Consider the following 15,787-nt stretch of genomic DNA (forward strand, 5'->3'; position numbering starts at 1 on the left):
CGTCTCAGAAGTCGTCGAGCATGTACGGCGCAGGTCCGCCGAACACCGCGTCGAACCCGGCGTCAAGCGCCGCGCCCCCGCTGACCAGTCCGGCGCCGCGGAGGGTGGCCAACGGGGTACCGGCGTACAGCGCCGCCAGTCCGCGCGGGCCGAGGCGGAGTGCGTCGCCCGACGGCTCGGCGGGGGTGAGAGTGGCGGATCCGTTGCCGACCGAGAGGCGCCAGTCGCCGGTGTTCGCGGGCAGTTCCGGGTCGTCGATGCGCAGGTCGGCCTCCAGTACGACGCCGTCCGGGAAGCCTCGCCCCGCAAACGCTGCCGGGGCGTCGACGAGCCGGAGCATCCACCGGTTCTGCCACGACTTGCGATGCGCCTCGTGCTCGACCATCAGGTGGATCGGATCGAACGGCGGGCAGCACGCCTCGACGGTCTTCGCGATCGACGCCCCGGAGCCGACGGTCGCCCACAGTGCGCGGGCGGTCTCCTCCGACCCGGCGATGAGCTCCTCGACCGCGAGGTTGCCGTCGGACCACTTGTAGACGACGAAGCCGTCCTCGGCGACGTACGCGAAGAGGCTCTCGTCCTCCAGCCAGGACTCGACCTCGGCGCGCGGCCAGATCAACGGACCGTTCGAGCGTCGCGCCTCGTGCGCCTTCGCCGCAAGCTCGAGGAACAGGTCCGCGTCGTCGCGGCCCGCCTTGCGCACCGCCGTACGCCTGCCGCCCAGGGTGCGCAGATCGGCGGCCTCGAAGGTGTAGAGCTGCCGGCTTCCCGCGAACTCGTACCCCAGATGCCGGTAGAGCACGGTCGTCGCCGGATACAGCGCCGTCAGCGGGTAGCCCTTCTCCACGCACAGGTTGAGTACGGCGCGCATCAACAGGCTGCCGACCCCACGACCGCGGTACTCCGGTGCGACGACAACGCCGGCCACACCGCCCATCGGCACCCGGCGCCCGCCCCACCACTGCTCATACGGCCAGACCCGCGCCGCCGCGACCAGCTCGTCACCGTCGACGACCCCGAGGTACCGCCCGTCGACGATGAACGACCGCGCGGTCTTGTTCCACTCGTCACGGTCACCACCCATCCCGAACGACCGCGTCCGCACCTGCCACACCGAGTCCAAGTGCTCCTCGGTTACCTCCACCACCCGCAGCTCAGTCACGCCGAGACCATACGTCGTACGACGTGTTCACTTCTTGTCAGTTACCCACAGGTGGATCGTGCCCTCGACGACCACCGTGCCGTCGTCACGCGTCGCCTTGACCTTCACCGGTACGTCGGGGCCCGCAGTCCAGGTGTCCGGGTCGGTCTCCGCCGAACACGTCAGGTCCGTCGTCGACTTGGCGAGGTAGGCGACCTCCATCCCCTTCGGCAGCCACCGCTTCCCCGCCGGCACCGTCGCCTCCGCCAACGCCCCCATCGCCGCCTCGAGACCGTTGCACACGGCAATCGCATGCACGGTCCCGATGTGGTTCAGCACTGCCCGCCGCTTGGGCAACGTCAACGCCGCGTAGTTGGGACTCACCTGCACGAACCGCGGCCGCACCGACCGGAAGTACGGCGCCTTCCAGGTGAACCCCCATGAGAACACCCGCTCCCCACCCGGCACCGCACGCAACCGCTCCCACAACCCCAGCACCTGACTCATACCGGCATGTTACTCACGAGTCACATGCCGCGTGAAGAGGTGACTTGGAGAGAACACGACGGTGGTGGCGTTGGACGGCGTGAGGAGGGGTGGGCGGGCCGTTAGTGCGAGGCGCGTGACCTGATCACCCCAGATTGCGGACAGGCGCGGATCGGTCAGGGGAAGTGGTTCCAGTACGGCGGCCAGGTGGTCGGCGTCGTACGAGATGGTGAGGTCCTCGACCTGGATGATGCCGTTGTCGTGGGCTGCCGGGCCGTTGAGGATCAGGTGCCAGACCAATGATCGTGGCGCGTCCGACAGGTCCCACGTGTCGGTGAGTTCGACCGTCTGGTCCAGCACGAGACGGCGGTGCCAGGAGCGGATGCCGGCTTCCGGTGGATAGGCATGGGCCAGGTCGAGTTCGCAGGTGGTGCGGTCGCCGAGTTCGGCGGACATGCCGGTCGCCTGGAACTCGCGGCCGGGCGGCTGCGAGAACCCGTTGATCAGCGGCAGGTTGTGGTAGTCGCTCTGCATCGTGAAGATCTGGTAGCGATCGGCCGAGAACGTCTGCCGGGTGTACGTACCGACACCGAGATCGATGACGCGCGGTACGCCGTCGACGGCGACGATCAGCGAGCCGACGTCGTTGTGGTTGTGCGACTCGGCGTTGTGTCCGCCCTTCAGCGCGACGAGCAGATTCTTCGAGCGGGCCACGAGTACCTCGGTGTCCGGCAGGTAGACGTCCTGATGGCCGACCTCGTCCTCCTCGGTCCGCAGGCCGGGCTCGAGCAGCGTGCCGATCACCCGGAGCATGGACGGAATCCGCGGTACGAGCGGATCGTCGCGACGCCGGATCATCCGCGCGTGCTGACGTGCGGTCGGCTCGTCGGTGTGCACGCCGAGCCGGTACAGCGGGTACGCCGCCGACGGGTCCGCCAGTTGGGCCGGGCAGTCCGCGAAGTTCACGTACCAGCGGTCGTCGATGTGCATGGCCGGCAGGTACGACGTGATCGGCCGCAGCTTGGGATGACCGAAACCGTCGAGCTGCCCGGCTGTGGCGTCGTACAACAGAACCAGGCTGTCCGCGACGGAGCCGCCGGCTCGCGTCCAGTACGACGCTCCCTCGTCGCAACCACCGTCGTCCGGGTAGGAATCGAGGAACACGTCGAGACCGTCGACCACGCGTTCGACGACCTGGGCGCGGCGCGCCGGATCAGGCTCGAGCAGGAGGGTGCACGCGGTGAGGTTCGAGTGGATCCACGGGTTCCAGTTGTTCGTGAACCGGGTCAGCCACGGCCAGTCGCGAACCTCGAGGAACGGCGTCAGCACCCGCTGGTCGACCTCGGTCGAGATCCGCAGCCGGGTCGCCGCATCCAGAGCGGACCCCAGCAGGTGATCCATCCAGGCCAACAGGCCGCCGGTCTCGGCACAGAACAGATCCAGATCCCGATCCCCCGGCCGCGGCAGCGGCTCGTCCCGCGCGGCCGCCGAACTCGCATGCGCCGGAAGAGTCCAGGTCGCCTCGTCACACACCAGCCAGACGCCGTCCACAACGTCCGCGACCCACCGCTCGTCACCGGTCAGCAGAGCCGCCAGCGCGCTCGTGACGATCCGCCGGCGGCGCTCGAAGTACGGCGTCTCGTACCGGTCGCGGTCGCCCTCGCGCTGGAACCGCGCGAAGTCGCTCGCCAGCAGTACCGGCCACTCGCCCGCGGCCTGCTCCTCGGCATCCGTCAGCAGCGCCGCACGATCTCCCGCCGGCACACCGTTCCACACGTCCCGCAGTTCGATTCCCGGCGCCAGCCGCACCGACCCGGCAGTGCCCAACGCCCGGTTCACCAGTTCCCCGGGCAACAGTCCACGCATCGTCTGAGCCACACCGCCAACCTATCGGCCGGCAGACCGATCGAGTCCCGGCGATTTAGACGATTCAACTCGGGTCTGGATAGACTGCGGGTGACCGGGACGGCTGCTGGACGGGGGACGATGGGGACGCCCAGCATCAAGGAAGTTGCGCAGCGGGCCGGGGTTTCGGTGGGGACCGTGAGCAACTTCCTCAATCGGCCGGGGATCGTGGCGCCGGAGACTCGCCAGCGGGTTCAGGACAGCATTCAGGCGCTCGGGTTCGTGCGGAACGAGGCGGCGCGGCATCTGCGGGCCGGCAAGAGCCGAACCGTCGGGCTGGTGGTGCTCGACGTGACCAACCCGTTCTTCACCGATCTGGCCGAAGGCGCCGAGGCACTGGCGTACGAGCACGACACCGTGGTGATGCTGTGCAACAGCAAGACCGACCCGGTGCGCGAGGGACATCACCTCGACCAGCTCGAGCAGCAGCGCGTGATGGGCATCCTGATCACACCGTTCGACAGCACCGATCCGCGGCTCACCGCGCTGGTCGACCGCGGTACGCCGGTAGTGCTCGTCGACCGTACGGCGGACCGCGGACTGTGCTCGGTGTCGGTCGACGACCAGCTCGGCGGACGTCTCGCCGGCAACCACCTGATCGAGTCCGGCCATCGCCGGATCGCCTTCATCGGCGGGCCGTTCACGATGCAGCAGGTGGCCGACCGCAGGGCCGGCATCACCGCGATCGCCGAGGAGACGGGCGACGTCGACCTGCAGCACTACGAGGTCGACGTGATGGGTGTGGTCGAAGGTCGCGCGATCGGTGAACAGCTCGCCGCCCTGCCGGCGCGCTCGCGTCCGACCGCGGCGTTCCTCGCCAACGACCTGCTGGCGCTCGGATTCCTGCAGGGTATGGCGGTCGCCGGCCTGCGGGTCCCGCGGGACATGGCGATCGTCGGGTACGACGACATCGATTTCGCCCGCGCCGCCGCCGTACCGCTGTCGTCCGTACGGCAGCCGGCCGAGTTGCTCGGGCGGACCGCGATGGAACTGCTGCAGGAGGAGGTCGAGTCCGCCGAGCGGCACCGGCATCGTCAGGTGATCTTCCAGCCGGACCTGATCGTCCGCGAGTCCAGCGACTTCAAGCGCCGGCGCTGATGACCGCCCTGTACGAGAACCCGCTCGCGTCACCGTCCGATCTCGACGGCTTCCGCCTCGAGGGCGACGGCGCGACGTCGTTCCCACTCGGCCGGCTCCGTCTGGAGAGTGTGCGACCGGCCGCGGACGGGCAGGATGCGAACATCGTGCTGTGGTGCCCGGAGGACTTCCCGCCTGACGTGACGATCGAGTGGGACTTCTGGCCGATCCGTGAACCCGGCCTGTGCATCCTGTTCTTCCACGCCAAGGGCCGCCACGGTGAGGACCTGTTCGACCTGCAGCCGCGCACCGGACCGTACGAGCAGTACCACCACGGCGACCTCGACACGTACCACGTCTCGTACTTCCGCAGACGCTGGCCGGCCGAGCGCGCCTTCCACACCTGCAACCTGCGTAAGAGCTACGGATTCCACCTGGTCGCACAGGGCGCCGACCCGATCCCGGACGTGGCCGACGCCGACTGTCCGTACCACCTGCGCCTGACCGTCCGGCACGGCGAGATCACCTTCGCGATCAACGACCTGCCCAGCTTCACCTGGCGCGACGAGCAACCCCTGACCGGCGGCCGCATCGGCTTGCGGCAGATGGCGCCGTTGATCGGCGAGTACGCGAACCTGCGCGTCTCCCGGACCTGACCCCCGGCTTCGCGCAGCTCCGTGACCACTCTCTGACAAACGCTTTCCCAAGCCTTGACATTGAGACGATTCAACCATACGGTCACATCACTTTTCGCCCCGAAACAAGGCAGGAACCGGCATGAGAACAGGCTGGGCCATCAAGCTGTACGACGCTGCGGACGAGGTTCTGTGGGTGATCAAGGTGAACGCCCTCTGGATCCTCTTCACGCTGCTCGGCGGGATTGCCCTGGGTATCGGCCCGGCCACCCTCGCGGCATATTCGCTGGCCAGACGCAGGTCATCCGATGAATCGTTTCATGCCTTCCCTGCTTTCCGTACCGCGTTCCGCCAGGAGTTCCGCCGCGGCTCGCTCGTCGTACTCCCCCTGGTCGCGGCTGCCGTCGTTCTCGTCGGCAACTACCTGTACTTCGCCGCGCTCGGGGCCGCACTCCCCCGCCTGGCCAGCCTCACGGCGCTCGTCGCGCTCGGGCTGATCGCGGCGTACGCGCTCCCGATGGCCGTGCACTACGACCTCGGGATCCGCATGTTGTTGCCCAAGGCATCGCTGGTCGCGCTCGCGCGGCCGGCGTCGTCCCTGGTCCTGCTGTTCGTCGCGGTGTCCATCGCCTACGTGTCGGTGAAGTTCCCGGTGTTCGGGTTCGTCCTGGCCGGCGGCGCCTGGATCCAGCTCGACACCTGGCTCTGCTTGCGCTTCTTCGCCGAGAACGACGCGCGCCTGCATCTGAAAGGGAACCAATGACCATCTTCTCCAAACGGCGCCTCGCCGTCGCCGCCGCACTGTCGACGGCACTGCTCGCCGCCTCCGCCTGCTCCGGCGGCGGCGACGACAAGGGCGGCCAGGCCGCCAGTACCGAACTGACGGTGATGGCGCCGCTGTTCGGCACCGCGCCGGACCCGAACGGCGAACTGCAGCAGGCGGTCGAGAAACTGATCGGCAAGAAGCTCCAGATCACCTGGGTGCCGAACGCGGAGTACGGCGACAAGTCGAACGTCACGCTCGCCTCGGACAAGATCCCGGACGTGATGGTGGTGAACGAGAAGGGTCCCTCGTTCGTGAAGGCGGCCGAGGCCGGCGCGTTCTGGGACCTCACCGGCAAGCTCGACAAGTACGAGAACCTGAAGCCGGCCAACGAGCAGACCGCGAAGAACACGCAGACCAACGGCAAGACGTACGGCATCTACCGGGTCCGGCCGCTGCTGCGCTCGGGCATCGTGATCCGCAAGGACTGGCTGGCCAAGCTCGGCCTGAAGGAACCGCAGAGCGTCGAGGACCTGTACACGATCGCGAAGGCGTTCGCGGACAAGGACCCGGACGGCAACGGCAAGAAGGACACCTACGGCCTGATCATCCCGAAGTGGCCGGGGAACTACGCCAGTGCCAGCCCGTACGACGTGATCGAGACCTGGTTCGGCGCGCCGAACGGCTGGGGTGAGCGCGACGGCAAGCTGGTCCCGGGCTTCGACACCCCGGAGTTCCTGGCCGCGAACCAGTGGCTGCGCAAGTGGGTCAAGGAAGGCCTGGTGAACCCGGACTTCGCCACGCTGGACAGCGCGAACTGGAACGACCCGTTCGTGCAGGGCAAGGGCGGCATGATCATCGACGTGAACGTGCGGGCGACCCAGTTGCTCGACCTGTTCAAGGAGAAGAACCCGAAGGACTTCGACAAGGTCACGCTGGTCGGCAACCTGAAGGGCCCGGACGGCGAGAAGCACTCGTACCCGTTCACCGGCTACAACATGGTGATGGCGATCTCCAAGCAGCACGTGCGCACCGAGGAGCAGCTCAACCAGGTGCTGGAGACGCTGAACAAGCTCGAGTCCAAGGAGGGCTCGATCCTGCTCACCAACGGCATCGAGGGCCGCAACTTCAAGGCCGACGGCAAGTACGCCGTACCGATCAACCAGGACGACCCGAAGGTGAAGGCGATCCAGAACGACGTGGACAAGGCCTTCATCCAGCTCGGCACCCGGGCGTCGGTCGGGCTGGGCGCGTATGCGCTGCGGCCGAACGACGAGGCCAGCCGCAAGATGCGGGAGAAGTTCGACGTGCTGATGAACGAGGACCTGAAGACAGCGGTGTTCAACCCGGCGCTCAGCATCATCGCGCCGACCTCGGTGGCGAAGGGTCAGACGCTCGACACGATCATCCCGGACGCGCGGATCAAGTACCTGTCCGGTGCGATCACCGAGGACCAACTGAAGGCGCAGATCAAGCGCTGGTACGACAGCGGTGGCACGGACATCGTCAAGGAGGTCAACGACCTGGCTGCCAAGGCCGGCGGCTGACCGATGGCCACCGACCTCGTGCCCGAGGTGGTGCAGCCGGCCGCGGATTCTTCGCGGCCGGCGTCCGCCCCGCGGCGCAGACGACGTACGAAATCTCTGGGGCGCGACCTGTGGCGCTACCGCTGGCTGTACCTTCTGCTGCTGCCCGGCCTGGTGTACTTCGTGGTGTTCAAGTACCTGCCGATGTACGGCCTGACCATCGCGTTCAAGGACTACGTGCCGTTCCTCGGCTACTCGGGGAGCGAATGGGTCGGCCTGAAGCACTTCCAGGAGCTGTTCACCGGGCCGGACTTCGGCCGGCTGATGTTCAACACCCTGCTGCTCGCCGTGCTGACGATCGTGTTCGTGTTCCCGGCGCCGATCGTCGTCGCGCTGCTGCTGAACGAGCTACGGATCAACGTGCTGAAGCGGTCCGTGCAGTCGCTGGTCTACATCCCGCACTTCCTGTCCTGGACGATCGTCGCCTCGCTCACCTACCTGCTGTTTTCGGTGGACTTCGGCGTGATCGCGAACTGGATCCACGGCCTGGTCGGCGGGCAGAAGACGGACTACGTCGCGCAGGCGGACTGGTTCCGGCCGCTGATCGTGCTGCAGCTGCTGTGGAAGCAGACCGGCTGGGGCACGATCATCTACCTGGCCGCGCTGGCGGGAGTTGACTCGCAGCTCTACGAGGCCGCTCGCGTGGACGGCGCCGGGCGGTGGCGGCAGTTCTGGCACATCACGCTGCCGGCGATCCGGCCGACGATCGTGGTGATGGCGATCCTGACGTCCGGGCATCTGATGGACTCCGGGTTCGAGCAGATCTGGTTGATGACCACGTCGCTGAACCGTGACGTCGCAGACGTGTTCGACACGTTCGTGTACTACATCGGCATCACCCAGGGCTCGTTCAGCTACGCGACTGCCGTCGGACTGTTCAAGGGCCTGATCGGCGTCGTGCTGATCTTCGGCTCCAACTTCCTGGCCAAGCGCATGGGCCAGCGCGGTCTGTTCTGAGAGGAGGACCACGATGAAACCCATCATGAAGCAGCGAGTCCGGTACTACGACTCGGTCGGCAGCCGCGTGTTCGACGTACTGAATGTCGTGGTGCTGACCGCACTGGCCCTGGTGACGGTGCTCCCGCTGCTCTACGTGCTCGCCGGATCGTTCGCGACCGAGTCCGAGATCAGCTCGCGGCCGTTCTTCCTGTGGCCGCACAAGTTCGTCACCGACACGTACCACTACATCTTCTCCACCGACACGTTCGTCCGCGCGTTGCTGACCACGGTCGGCGTGACCGCGGTCGGCACGGTGATCCAGTTGCTGCTGACGCTGACCATGGCCTATCCCCTGGCGAAGCGGTTCCTGCCGGGGCGGGCGCTGGTGCTGAACCTGGTGATCTTCACGCTCGTGTTCAGCGGCGGCATGATCCCGACGTACCTCGTCGTCCGGGATCTGGGGTTGCTGGACTCCTACTGGGCGCTGATGCTGCCGCTGGCGATCAACCCGTTCTACCTGATCGTGGTGAAGAGCTTCTTCCAGGAGTTGCCGGAGGCGCTCGAGGAAGCGGCCCGGATCGACGGGTGCAACGAGCTCAACGTGTTCCTGCGGATCGTGCTGCCGTTGTCGAAACCGATCATCGCGACGTTCTCGCTGTTCTACGCGGTCGGCATCTGGAACGACTACATGTCGCCGCTGCTCTACATCGACGACAGCAAGAAGTGGACGTTGCAGATGATCGTCCGCCAGTTGACCGCGGCGAACGCGGACTCCGCGAACGTGCTGCAGCAACTGGAGACGGTGACGTTCCCCGAGCAGGGCCTGAAGTTCGCGGTCGTCGTGGTCGCGACGCTGCCGATCCTGTTCTTCTACCCGTTCCTGCAGAAGCATTTCGCGAAGGGCGTGCTGATCGGGTCGGTGAAGGAATGACCACACTGCAATGGCTGGAAACACCTTGTCGACAAGGAGTTTCCTGGGGCGTCCCGTGGGCACGAGGCACAGTTGCCGAGGGCACCGAGTTCAGGTTGTCCGATGGTACGCCGGTGCAGAGCTGGACGACTGCGACGTGGCCGGACGGCTCGGTGAAGTGGTCCGCGCACGCGATCGGGGCGTCCGAGCAGCCCGAGTCGTCGTACGAGCTGGTCGTCGGTGCGCCCGCGATGCCGGCCCAGCCGGTTCAGGTCGAACGGGCCGACGGCGAGCTGCGAGTCACGACCGGATCCTTCGCGTGGGTGCTCAGGCAACCGGGGTTGATTGCATCGATCAGCTACGACGGTCAGGAAGTCGTGCGGGACGTTCGGCTGGTGAGCCTGCGGCAGGACGCTCCGGACGACGACCTGGGCGGAGCCCGGAAGCAAACGACCGCGACGGTGGATCGCATCACTGTGGAGCAGGACGGCCCGGTGCGGGCCGTCGTCCGGCTCGAAGGCAAGCACGGCGACTGGCTGCCGTTCTCGGTGCGGCTGTACTTCTACGCGGGCGCTGCCGACGTACGGATCGTGCACAGCTTCGTCTGGGACGGCGATCCGGACCGGGACTTCTTGGCCGGTCTGGGGCTCAGCGCGGACGTCGTGATGCGCGACGAGCCGCACAACCGCCATATCCGGCTCGCGGGACCGTCGGGGTTCCTGACCGAGGCAGTGCGCGGTCTGACCGGTCTGCGTCGCGATCCGGGCGAAGAGGTACGACGTACCCAGGTCGCCGGCGGTGACGTAGAGGCGATCCCGAACCCGGAGGTGGCCGACCGCCTGCACCTCATCCCGCAGTGGAACGACTACACGCTCGACCAGACCAGTGCGGACGGTTTCACGCTGCGGAAACGTACCGGCGCGGGACAGGGGTGGATCACCATCCCTTCCGGCACCAGAGCGCCCGGCTACGGGTACGTCGGCGGCGTGAGCGGCGGACTGGGCTTCGGGCTGCGTGATTTCTGGAAACTGCACCCGACCCGGCTGGACATCCGCAACGCAGCCACCGACGTCGCCACGGCCACAGTGCGGATGTGGTCGCCCAGTGCGCCGGCCATGGACGTGCGCTACTGGCACGACGGCATGGACCAGGACACGTACGCCGAACAGCTCGAAGGACTCGAGGTCACCTACGAGGACTACGAGCCGGGCTTCGGCAACGCACACGGTGTCGCCCGAACGCATGAGCTCAGCCTGCGGCTCCACAACACCACACCGTCAGCTGAGGACCTGTCGGAACACGTAGCGCTGCTCAACTCGCCTGGACTGCTCACTGTCTCTCCTGCGCGTTTACTGGAGGCTGGTGTGTTCGGCACCTGGAGTCTGCCCACTGCAGACCACCAGGACATCGAGGCCCGGCTGAACTTCCTCTTCCAGTACTACGTCGGTCAGCGCGAGCAACGCCGCTGGTACGGGTTCTGGGACTACGGCGACGTCATGCACACCTACGACAGCGACCGGCACACGTGGCGGTACGACGTGGGCGGGTTCGCCTGGGACAACTCGGAGCTCTCCCCCGACCTGTGGCTCTGGTACCAGTACCTGCGGACCGGGCGGGCCGACGTGTTCCGCTTCGCCGAGTCGATGACACGGCACACCGGTGAGGTCGACGTACATCACCTGGGCCGCTGGAAGGGCCTGGGGTCGCGTCACAACGTGCAGCACTGGGGCTGCAGTTGCAAGCAGGTGCGGATCTCCAGTGCGATCTACCGGCGCTTCTACTACTACCTGACCGCGGACGAGCGGACAGGTGACCTGATGGACGAGCTCGCGACCATCGAGGAGGCGTTCCTCGTCGTCGACCCGCAGCGCAAGGTGCGGCCGGACGTCTACTCCCCCGACCCGCACGCGCTGTCCATCGAGCTGGGCGTGGACTGGGGCGCGCTGGCCGCTGCGTGGCTCACGCGCTGGGAACGACACGGCGACGAGCGGGCCCGTGCACGGCTCGTGGGGACGATGTCCGACATCGCTGCGCTGCGCTACGGCTTCCTGACCGGTAGCGCGCGGCTGGATCTGTCCACGGGGCGGTTCGACACCAGCCGGAACACCATCGCGGTCTCCCACCTGTCCTCGCTCTTCGGGCTGCCCGAGATCTGTTCCGAGCTCATTGACCTGGACCTCGACGTACCGGGGTTCGAGAAGGCGTGGCTCGACTACTGCCGGCTGTACCTGCTGTCGCCTGAGGAGCAGACCGCAGAGCTCGGTCAGCCGTTGCAAGGCATCTCACTCGTCCAGGCGCACAGCCGGCTGGCCGCGTACGCCGCCGCGCGCACCGGCGACCCGGAGCTCGCCCGCCTGGCCTGGCGCAAGTTCTTCGTCGACGAAGGCGACCAGCTCAACCGCAACGCCATGCAACGCGAAGCCGAGTGGAAGACCACTCCCGTCGACGGCGCGCTGATGCCGGTCGACGAGGCCGCGTTCATCAGTACCAACGGCGCGTCGCAGTACGCGCTGGCAGCGATCCAGAACCTGTCCCTGATCCCCGAACACCGGAATGACTCCGGGAATGGCAAAGGTGGAACGGCATGGAGGTCTCCCGACGTACCGTCCTAGCAGGTATGGCCGCCGTACCTGCGGTGTCCCTGCTCGACAACATCCAACCCGCCGCGGCTGCTGAGGCTTCCGACGTGAAGCTCACCTGGCTGGAAGGCAAGCCCACCACAGCGGCTGTCACCACCTGGGGCACGCCCTGGCCCAAGGGCGCCGTACCCGCGAACCAGTCGTTCGCACTCAAGTCAGCTGACGGCGCCGACGTACCCGTTCAGAGCTGGCCGACCGCGTACTGGCCGGACGGCTCCCTCAAGTGGAGTGCGCACGCGATCGCAGTGGACGCACCTGCCGAGTCGTACACGCTCGGCCCGGGTACGGCGACCGCGCCGGCACGTCCCGTCACGGTGCAGAACGAGAAGCTGTACGTCGACGTCGACACCGGCGTGATCAAGGCGCGGATCCGGAAGAGCGGGACCGAGCTGATCAGTCACATCTGGCGTGGTGACGTGCTGATCGTGCGCAAGGGCGTGCTCGTCAACCTGAAGCAGGACAAGATCGCCGAGGACGAGGTCGGCGGCGCGGTCCGGGAGCAGTACGACAGCGACATCCAGAAAGTCACCGTCGAGCAGGCCGGCCCTGTTCGTGCGGTGGTGAAGATCGAAGGTCGGCACAAGTCGCGCAAGGGCCTGACCTGGTTGCCGTTCTCGGTCCGGCTGTACTTCGTGGCCGGTGCGGAGAACGTGCGGATGGTGCACACGTTCGTCTACGACCGCGACGGGCAGAAGGACTACATCGCCGGGCTCGGTGTGCGCTTCTCGGTGCCGATGCGCGACGCGGCGTACGACCGGCATGTGCGCTTCGTCGGCGAGGGGCACGGGATGGTGTCCGAGGCGGTGAAGGGAATCACCGGTCTGCGGCGGGACCCGGGGGCCGTCGTACGGGCCGCGCAGATCGCCGGGACGAAGCTGCCGGATCCGGCGACGTGGGACCAGCGGGTGACGACCCGGCTGCAGTACATCCCCGAGTGGGGTGACTACTCGCTGAGCCAGTTGACCGCGGACGGGTTCACGGTGAAGAAGCGGACCGCGAAGGGGTACGGCTGGGTCTCCGTCGACCAGGGCAAACGCGCCTCCGGGCTCGGGTACGTCGGTGGCGTGAGCGGCGGATTCGCCTTCGGACTCAGGGATTTCTGGCAGCGGCACCCGACGCAGCTGGACGTCCGGAAGGCAGCGACCGAGGAAGCCGAGGTGACCGTGTGGCTGTGGTCGCCGGCCGCCGGTGCGATGGACACGCGGTTCTACCACGACGGCATGGGCCAGGACACCTACCCGGAGCAGCTCGAGGGCCTCAACATCACCTATGAGGACTACGAGCCCGGGTTCGGTACGCCGTACGGCATCGCCCGGACGTCCGAACTGACGTTCTGGGCGCTGGAGGCGACGCCGTCGGCTGCGCGGCTGGGTGACCTGGCCGACCAGGTGCGGACGCCACCGCAGCTCATCAACCCGGTGGACCAACTGGTGAGCTCCCGGGTGTTCGGTGGGCTGTTCAGCCCGGTGGACCGGTCCGTGCCGGCGAAGAAGGCGATCGAGGACCACCTGGACTTCCTGTTCGACTACTACCGCGGGCAGGTCGAGTCGCGGCACTGGTACGGGTTCTGGGACTACGGCGACATCATGCACACGTTCGACGAGGACCGGCTGGTGTGGCGGTACGACGTGGGCGGGTACGCATGGGACAACTCGGAGCTGTCACCGGACCTCTGGCTCTGGTATGCATTCCTGCGGTCCGGTCGTGCCGACATCTTCCGGTTCGCGGAGGCGATGACGCGACACACCGGTGAGGTCGACGTCTACCACCTTGGTCAGTGGGCCGGCCTGGGTACGCGGCACGGCGTACAGCACTGGGCGGACAGCGCGAAGCAGCAGCGGATCAGTACGGCGGCGTACCGGCGGTTCTACTACTATCTGACGGCCGACGAACGTACTGGCGACCTGCTGTCGGAGCTGGTGGACTCGGACAAGACGTTCCTGGTGCTGGACCCACTGCGCAAGATCAGGACCGAGCCCTACACACCTGACCCGCATGCGTTGTCCATAGGCCTCGGTACGGACTGGAGCGGTCTGGCTGCTGCCTGGCTGACCGAGTGGGAGCGGCAAGGGCCCAAGGCTGCTGTAGCGAAGGCCAAGCTGCTCGGGACGATGGAGACGATCGGGGCGATGCCGAACGGGTTCGTCACCGGCAGCGGGCTGTACGACCTCGACACGGGTCGCTTCGCACCAGTGACCGAGAAGATCGTCAGCGTGTCCCATCTGAGCGCCATGTTCGGCGAGGTGGAGATCTGCGCCGAGCTGATCGACCTGGTGGACATGCCCGCCTTCGAGGCCGCCTGGCTGCAGTACTGCCGGCTGTTCAACGGCACCCGCGCCGAGCAGACGGAGGAGTGCGGTGCGTACTTCGGCAATCTGATCCTGCGGCAGGGGCACGCCCGGTTGACGGCCTACGCCGCTGTCCGGCTGAACCGGGACGACCTGGCTGCTCGAGCGTGGAAGGACTTCTACACCGGCGACGGCTACGCCCCGAACCTCCCGTGGACCGCCGAGGACGTGAACACGACGCTCAACCCCACCAAGGCCGCCAAGTGGGTCTCCACCAACACCACAGCCCTCTACGGCCTCGCCGCCATCCAGACCCTTGCTCTGGTCGGCGACAAGATTGTGAACCCGTGACGTGGCCACCATGCTGCGTTTACTCACCGCTGGGGTCGTGCTGGCCCTCGGCGCACATCCGATGACGGCCGCAGCGGCGGTCACGGCGGAGTGCACCGGCGAGGCGCCGGTCACCTGCACGTACGACGTCCCGCCGGGCGACTACGACGTGAAGGTGGTCCTGGGCAGCGCGCGGGAACCTGTCGAGGTACTCGCGGAGGCCCGGCGGCTGATGGTGTCCGAGAGCTCGGAGCCGGTCCTGCGCTTCACGGTCAATGTGCGGGAACCGGAGGGACAGCAGAACGGGTTCGGTGGACCAGGTACGCCGGGCCTCACGTTGCGCTTGTCCGGGCCGGCTCCACTGAACGTCGTCGTGACACCGGCGCCGGTCAGCACGCGACGGCTGTTCCTGGCCGGCGACTCCACAGTCACCGACCAGGAGACAGCGCCGTACACGGGCTGGGGCCAACGACTACCGAGCCACTTCGGCCAGGGGTTGTCGGTGGTGAACCACTCGGGATCAGGTGAGAGCACGGTCTCGTTCCTCGCCGAGCCTGCAATGTGGGAGGCGCTGCGGCCACAGCTCGGGCCGCGGGACGTCGTACTCGTCCAGTTCGCCCACAACGACAAGCAGACGACCGCTGCGCAGTACCGGGCCAACCTGACCGAGATCGTGTCCAGTATCCACTCCACCGGCGCGACACCCGTCCTGGTGACGCCGATCGTGCGCCGATGGTTCACCGGGACGAAGCTCAACTCGACGGGCCTGATCGTCAACAGTCTGGGCGTCGACCTCCCGGCCGAGATGCGCTCGGTCGCGGCGGCCGAGCACGTCGACCTCATCGATCTCACGGCACGCACGCAGGCCGTCGTCGAGGCGCTCGGGCCGGAGGCCGCCAAGGCGCTGTACCTGACCCGTGAGAAGCGCGACGACACCCACACGTCCGAGTACGGCGCCACCGTCTACGCCGGACTGGTCGCGGAAGATCTCGCGGCCCTGAACCTGATCGACGACCGTTACTGGAACCGATAGCAACTTTTCCGGCGCCGCCGGCATCTCTCTGATATCTGCACTGAGGTGTGCGGGA

General features: G+C 67.1%; 12 protein-coding genes. 9 read left to right on the forward strand and 3 right to left on the reverse strand.

Going from position 1 to position 15,787, the window contains the following annotated elements; translation table 11 throughout:
* Nucleotides 1-4: 4 nt before the first annotated feature.
* The 3 genes from eis to EV647_RS22060 are packed head-to-tail and all read right to left on the reverse strand — an operon-like array spanning nt 5 to nt 3,505.
* A complete protein-coding gene (gene eis, locus EV647_RS22050; RefSeq protein WP_238177331.1) occupies nt 5-1,162 on the reverse strand; it encodes an enhanced intracellular survival protein Eis in 1,158 nt (385 codons plus the stop codon).
* Nucleotides 1,163-1,189: 27 nt separating this feature from the next.
* Complete coding sequence (locus EV647_RS22055) at nt 1,190-1,648, reverse strand: hotdog fold domain-containing protein (RefSeq protein WP_134005723.1); 459 nt, start codon at nt 1,646-1,648, stop codon at nt 1,190-1,192.
* A gap of 9 nt (nt 1,649-1,657) precedes the next feature.
* Complete coding sequence (locus EV647_RS22060) at nt 1,658-3,505, reverse strand: heparinase II/III family protein (RefSeq protein ID WP_134005725.1); 1,848 nt, start codon at nt 3,503-3,505, stop codon at nt 1,658-1,660.
* Nucleotides 3,506-3,613: 108 nt separating this feature from the next.
* Here EV647_RS22060 and EV647_RS22065 point away from each other — a divergent pair, with 108 nt between their 5' ends.
* The 9 genes from EV647_RS22065 to EV647_RS22105 all read left to right on the forward strand — a co-directional run bounded on the left by EV647_RS22065 (nt 3,614) and on the right by EV647_RS22105 (nt 15,732).
* Nucleotides 3,614-4,630 carry a LacI family DNA-binding transcriptional regulator gene (locus EV647_RS22065; RefSeq protein WP_134005726.1) on the forward strand — a complete coding sequence of 339 codons (1,017 nt, stop codon included), beginning with the start codon at nt 3,614-3,616 and terminating at the stop codon, nt 4,628-4,630.
* Nucleotides 4,630-5,265 carry a DUF1961 family protein gene (locus EV647_RS22070; protein WP_134005728.1) on the forward strand — a complete coding sequence of 212 codons (636 nt, stop codon included), beginning with the start codon at nt 4,630-4,632 and terminating at the stop codon, nt 5,263-5,265. The genes EV647_RS22065 and EV647_RS22070 overlap by 1 nt, the downstream gene beginning before the upstream one ends.
* A 121-nt stretch (nt 5,266-5,386) precedes the next feature.
* Nucleotides 5,387-6,007: a YesL family protein gene (locus tag EV647_RS22075; RefSeq protein ID WP_134005730.1), complete on the forward strand. Its 621-nt coding sequence runs from the start codon at nt 5,387-5,389 to the stop codon at nt 6,005-6,007.
* On the forward strand, nt 6,004-7,554 hold the full coding sequence (locus EV647_RS22080; RefSeq protein WP_134005732.1) for an extracellular solute-binding protein: 1,551 nt from the start codon (nt 6,004-6,006) through the stop codon (nt 7,552-7,554). The genes EV647_RS22075 and EV647_RS22080 overlap by 4 nt, the downstream gene beginning before the upstream one ends.
* A 3-nt stretch (nt 7,555-7,557) precedes the next feature.
* Nucleotides 7,558-8,550, forward strand: a complete 993-nt coding sequence (locus tag EV647_RS22085) for a sugar ABC transporter permease (RefSeq protein WP_133788890.1) — start codon at nt 7,558-7,560, stop codon at nt 8,548-8,550.
* A gap of 13 nt (nt 8,551-8,563) precedes the next feature.
* Nucleotides 8,564-9,463 carry a carbohydrate ABC transporter permease gene (locus EV647_RS22090; protein WP_238175753.1) on the forward strand — a complete coding sequence of 300 codons (900 nt, stop codon included), beginning with the start codon at nt 8,564-8,566 and terminating at the stop codon, nt 9,461-9,463.
* Nucleotides 9,460-12,054: a Tat pathway signal sequence domain protein gene (locus EV647_RS22095; protein ID WP_134005733.1), complete on the forward strand. Its 2,595-nt coding sequence runs from the start codon at nt 9,460-9,462 to the stop codon at nt 12,052-12,054. The genes EV647_RS22090 and EV647_RS22095 overlap by 4 nt, the downstream gene beginning before the upstream one ends.
* Nucleotides 12,027-14,720 carry a Tat pathway signal sequence domain protein gene (locus EV647_RS22100; protein ID WP_134005735.1) on the forward strand — a complete coding sequence of 898 codons (2,694 nt, stop codon included), beginning with the start codon at nt 12,027-12,029 and terminating at the stop codon, nt 14,718-14,720. The genes EV647_RS22095 and EV647_RS22100 overlap by 28 nt, the downstream gene beginning before the upstream one ends.
* Before the next feature lie 10 nt (nt 14,721-14,730).
* A complete protein-coding gene (locus EV647_RS22105; RefSeq protein WP_134005737.1) occupies nt 14,731-15,732 on the forward strand; it encodes a rhamnogalacturonan acetylesterase in 1,002 nt (333 codons plus the stop codon).
* Nucleotides 15,733-15,787 lie beyond the last annotated feature (55 nt).

This window comes from Kribbella sp. VKM Ac-2566 (genome assembly GCF_004366005.1).
GTDB lineage: Bacteria > Actinomycetota > Actinomycetes > Propionibacteriales > Kribbellaceae > Kribbella > Kribbella pratensis.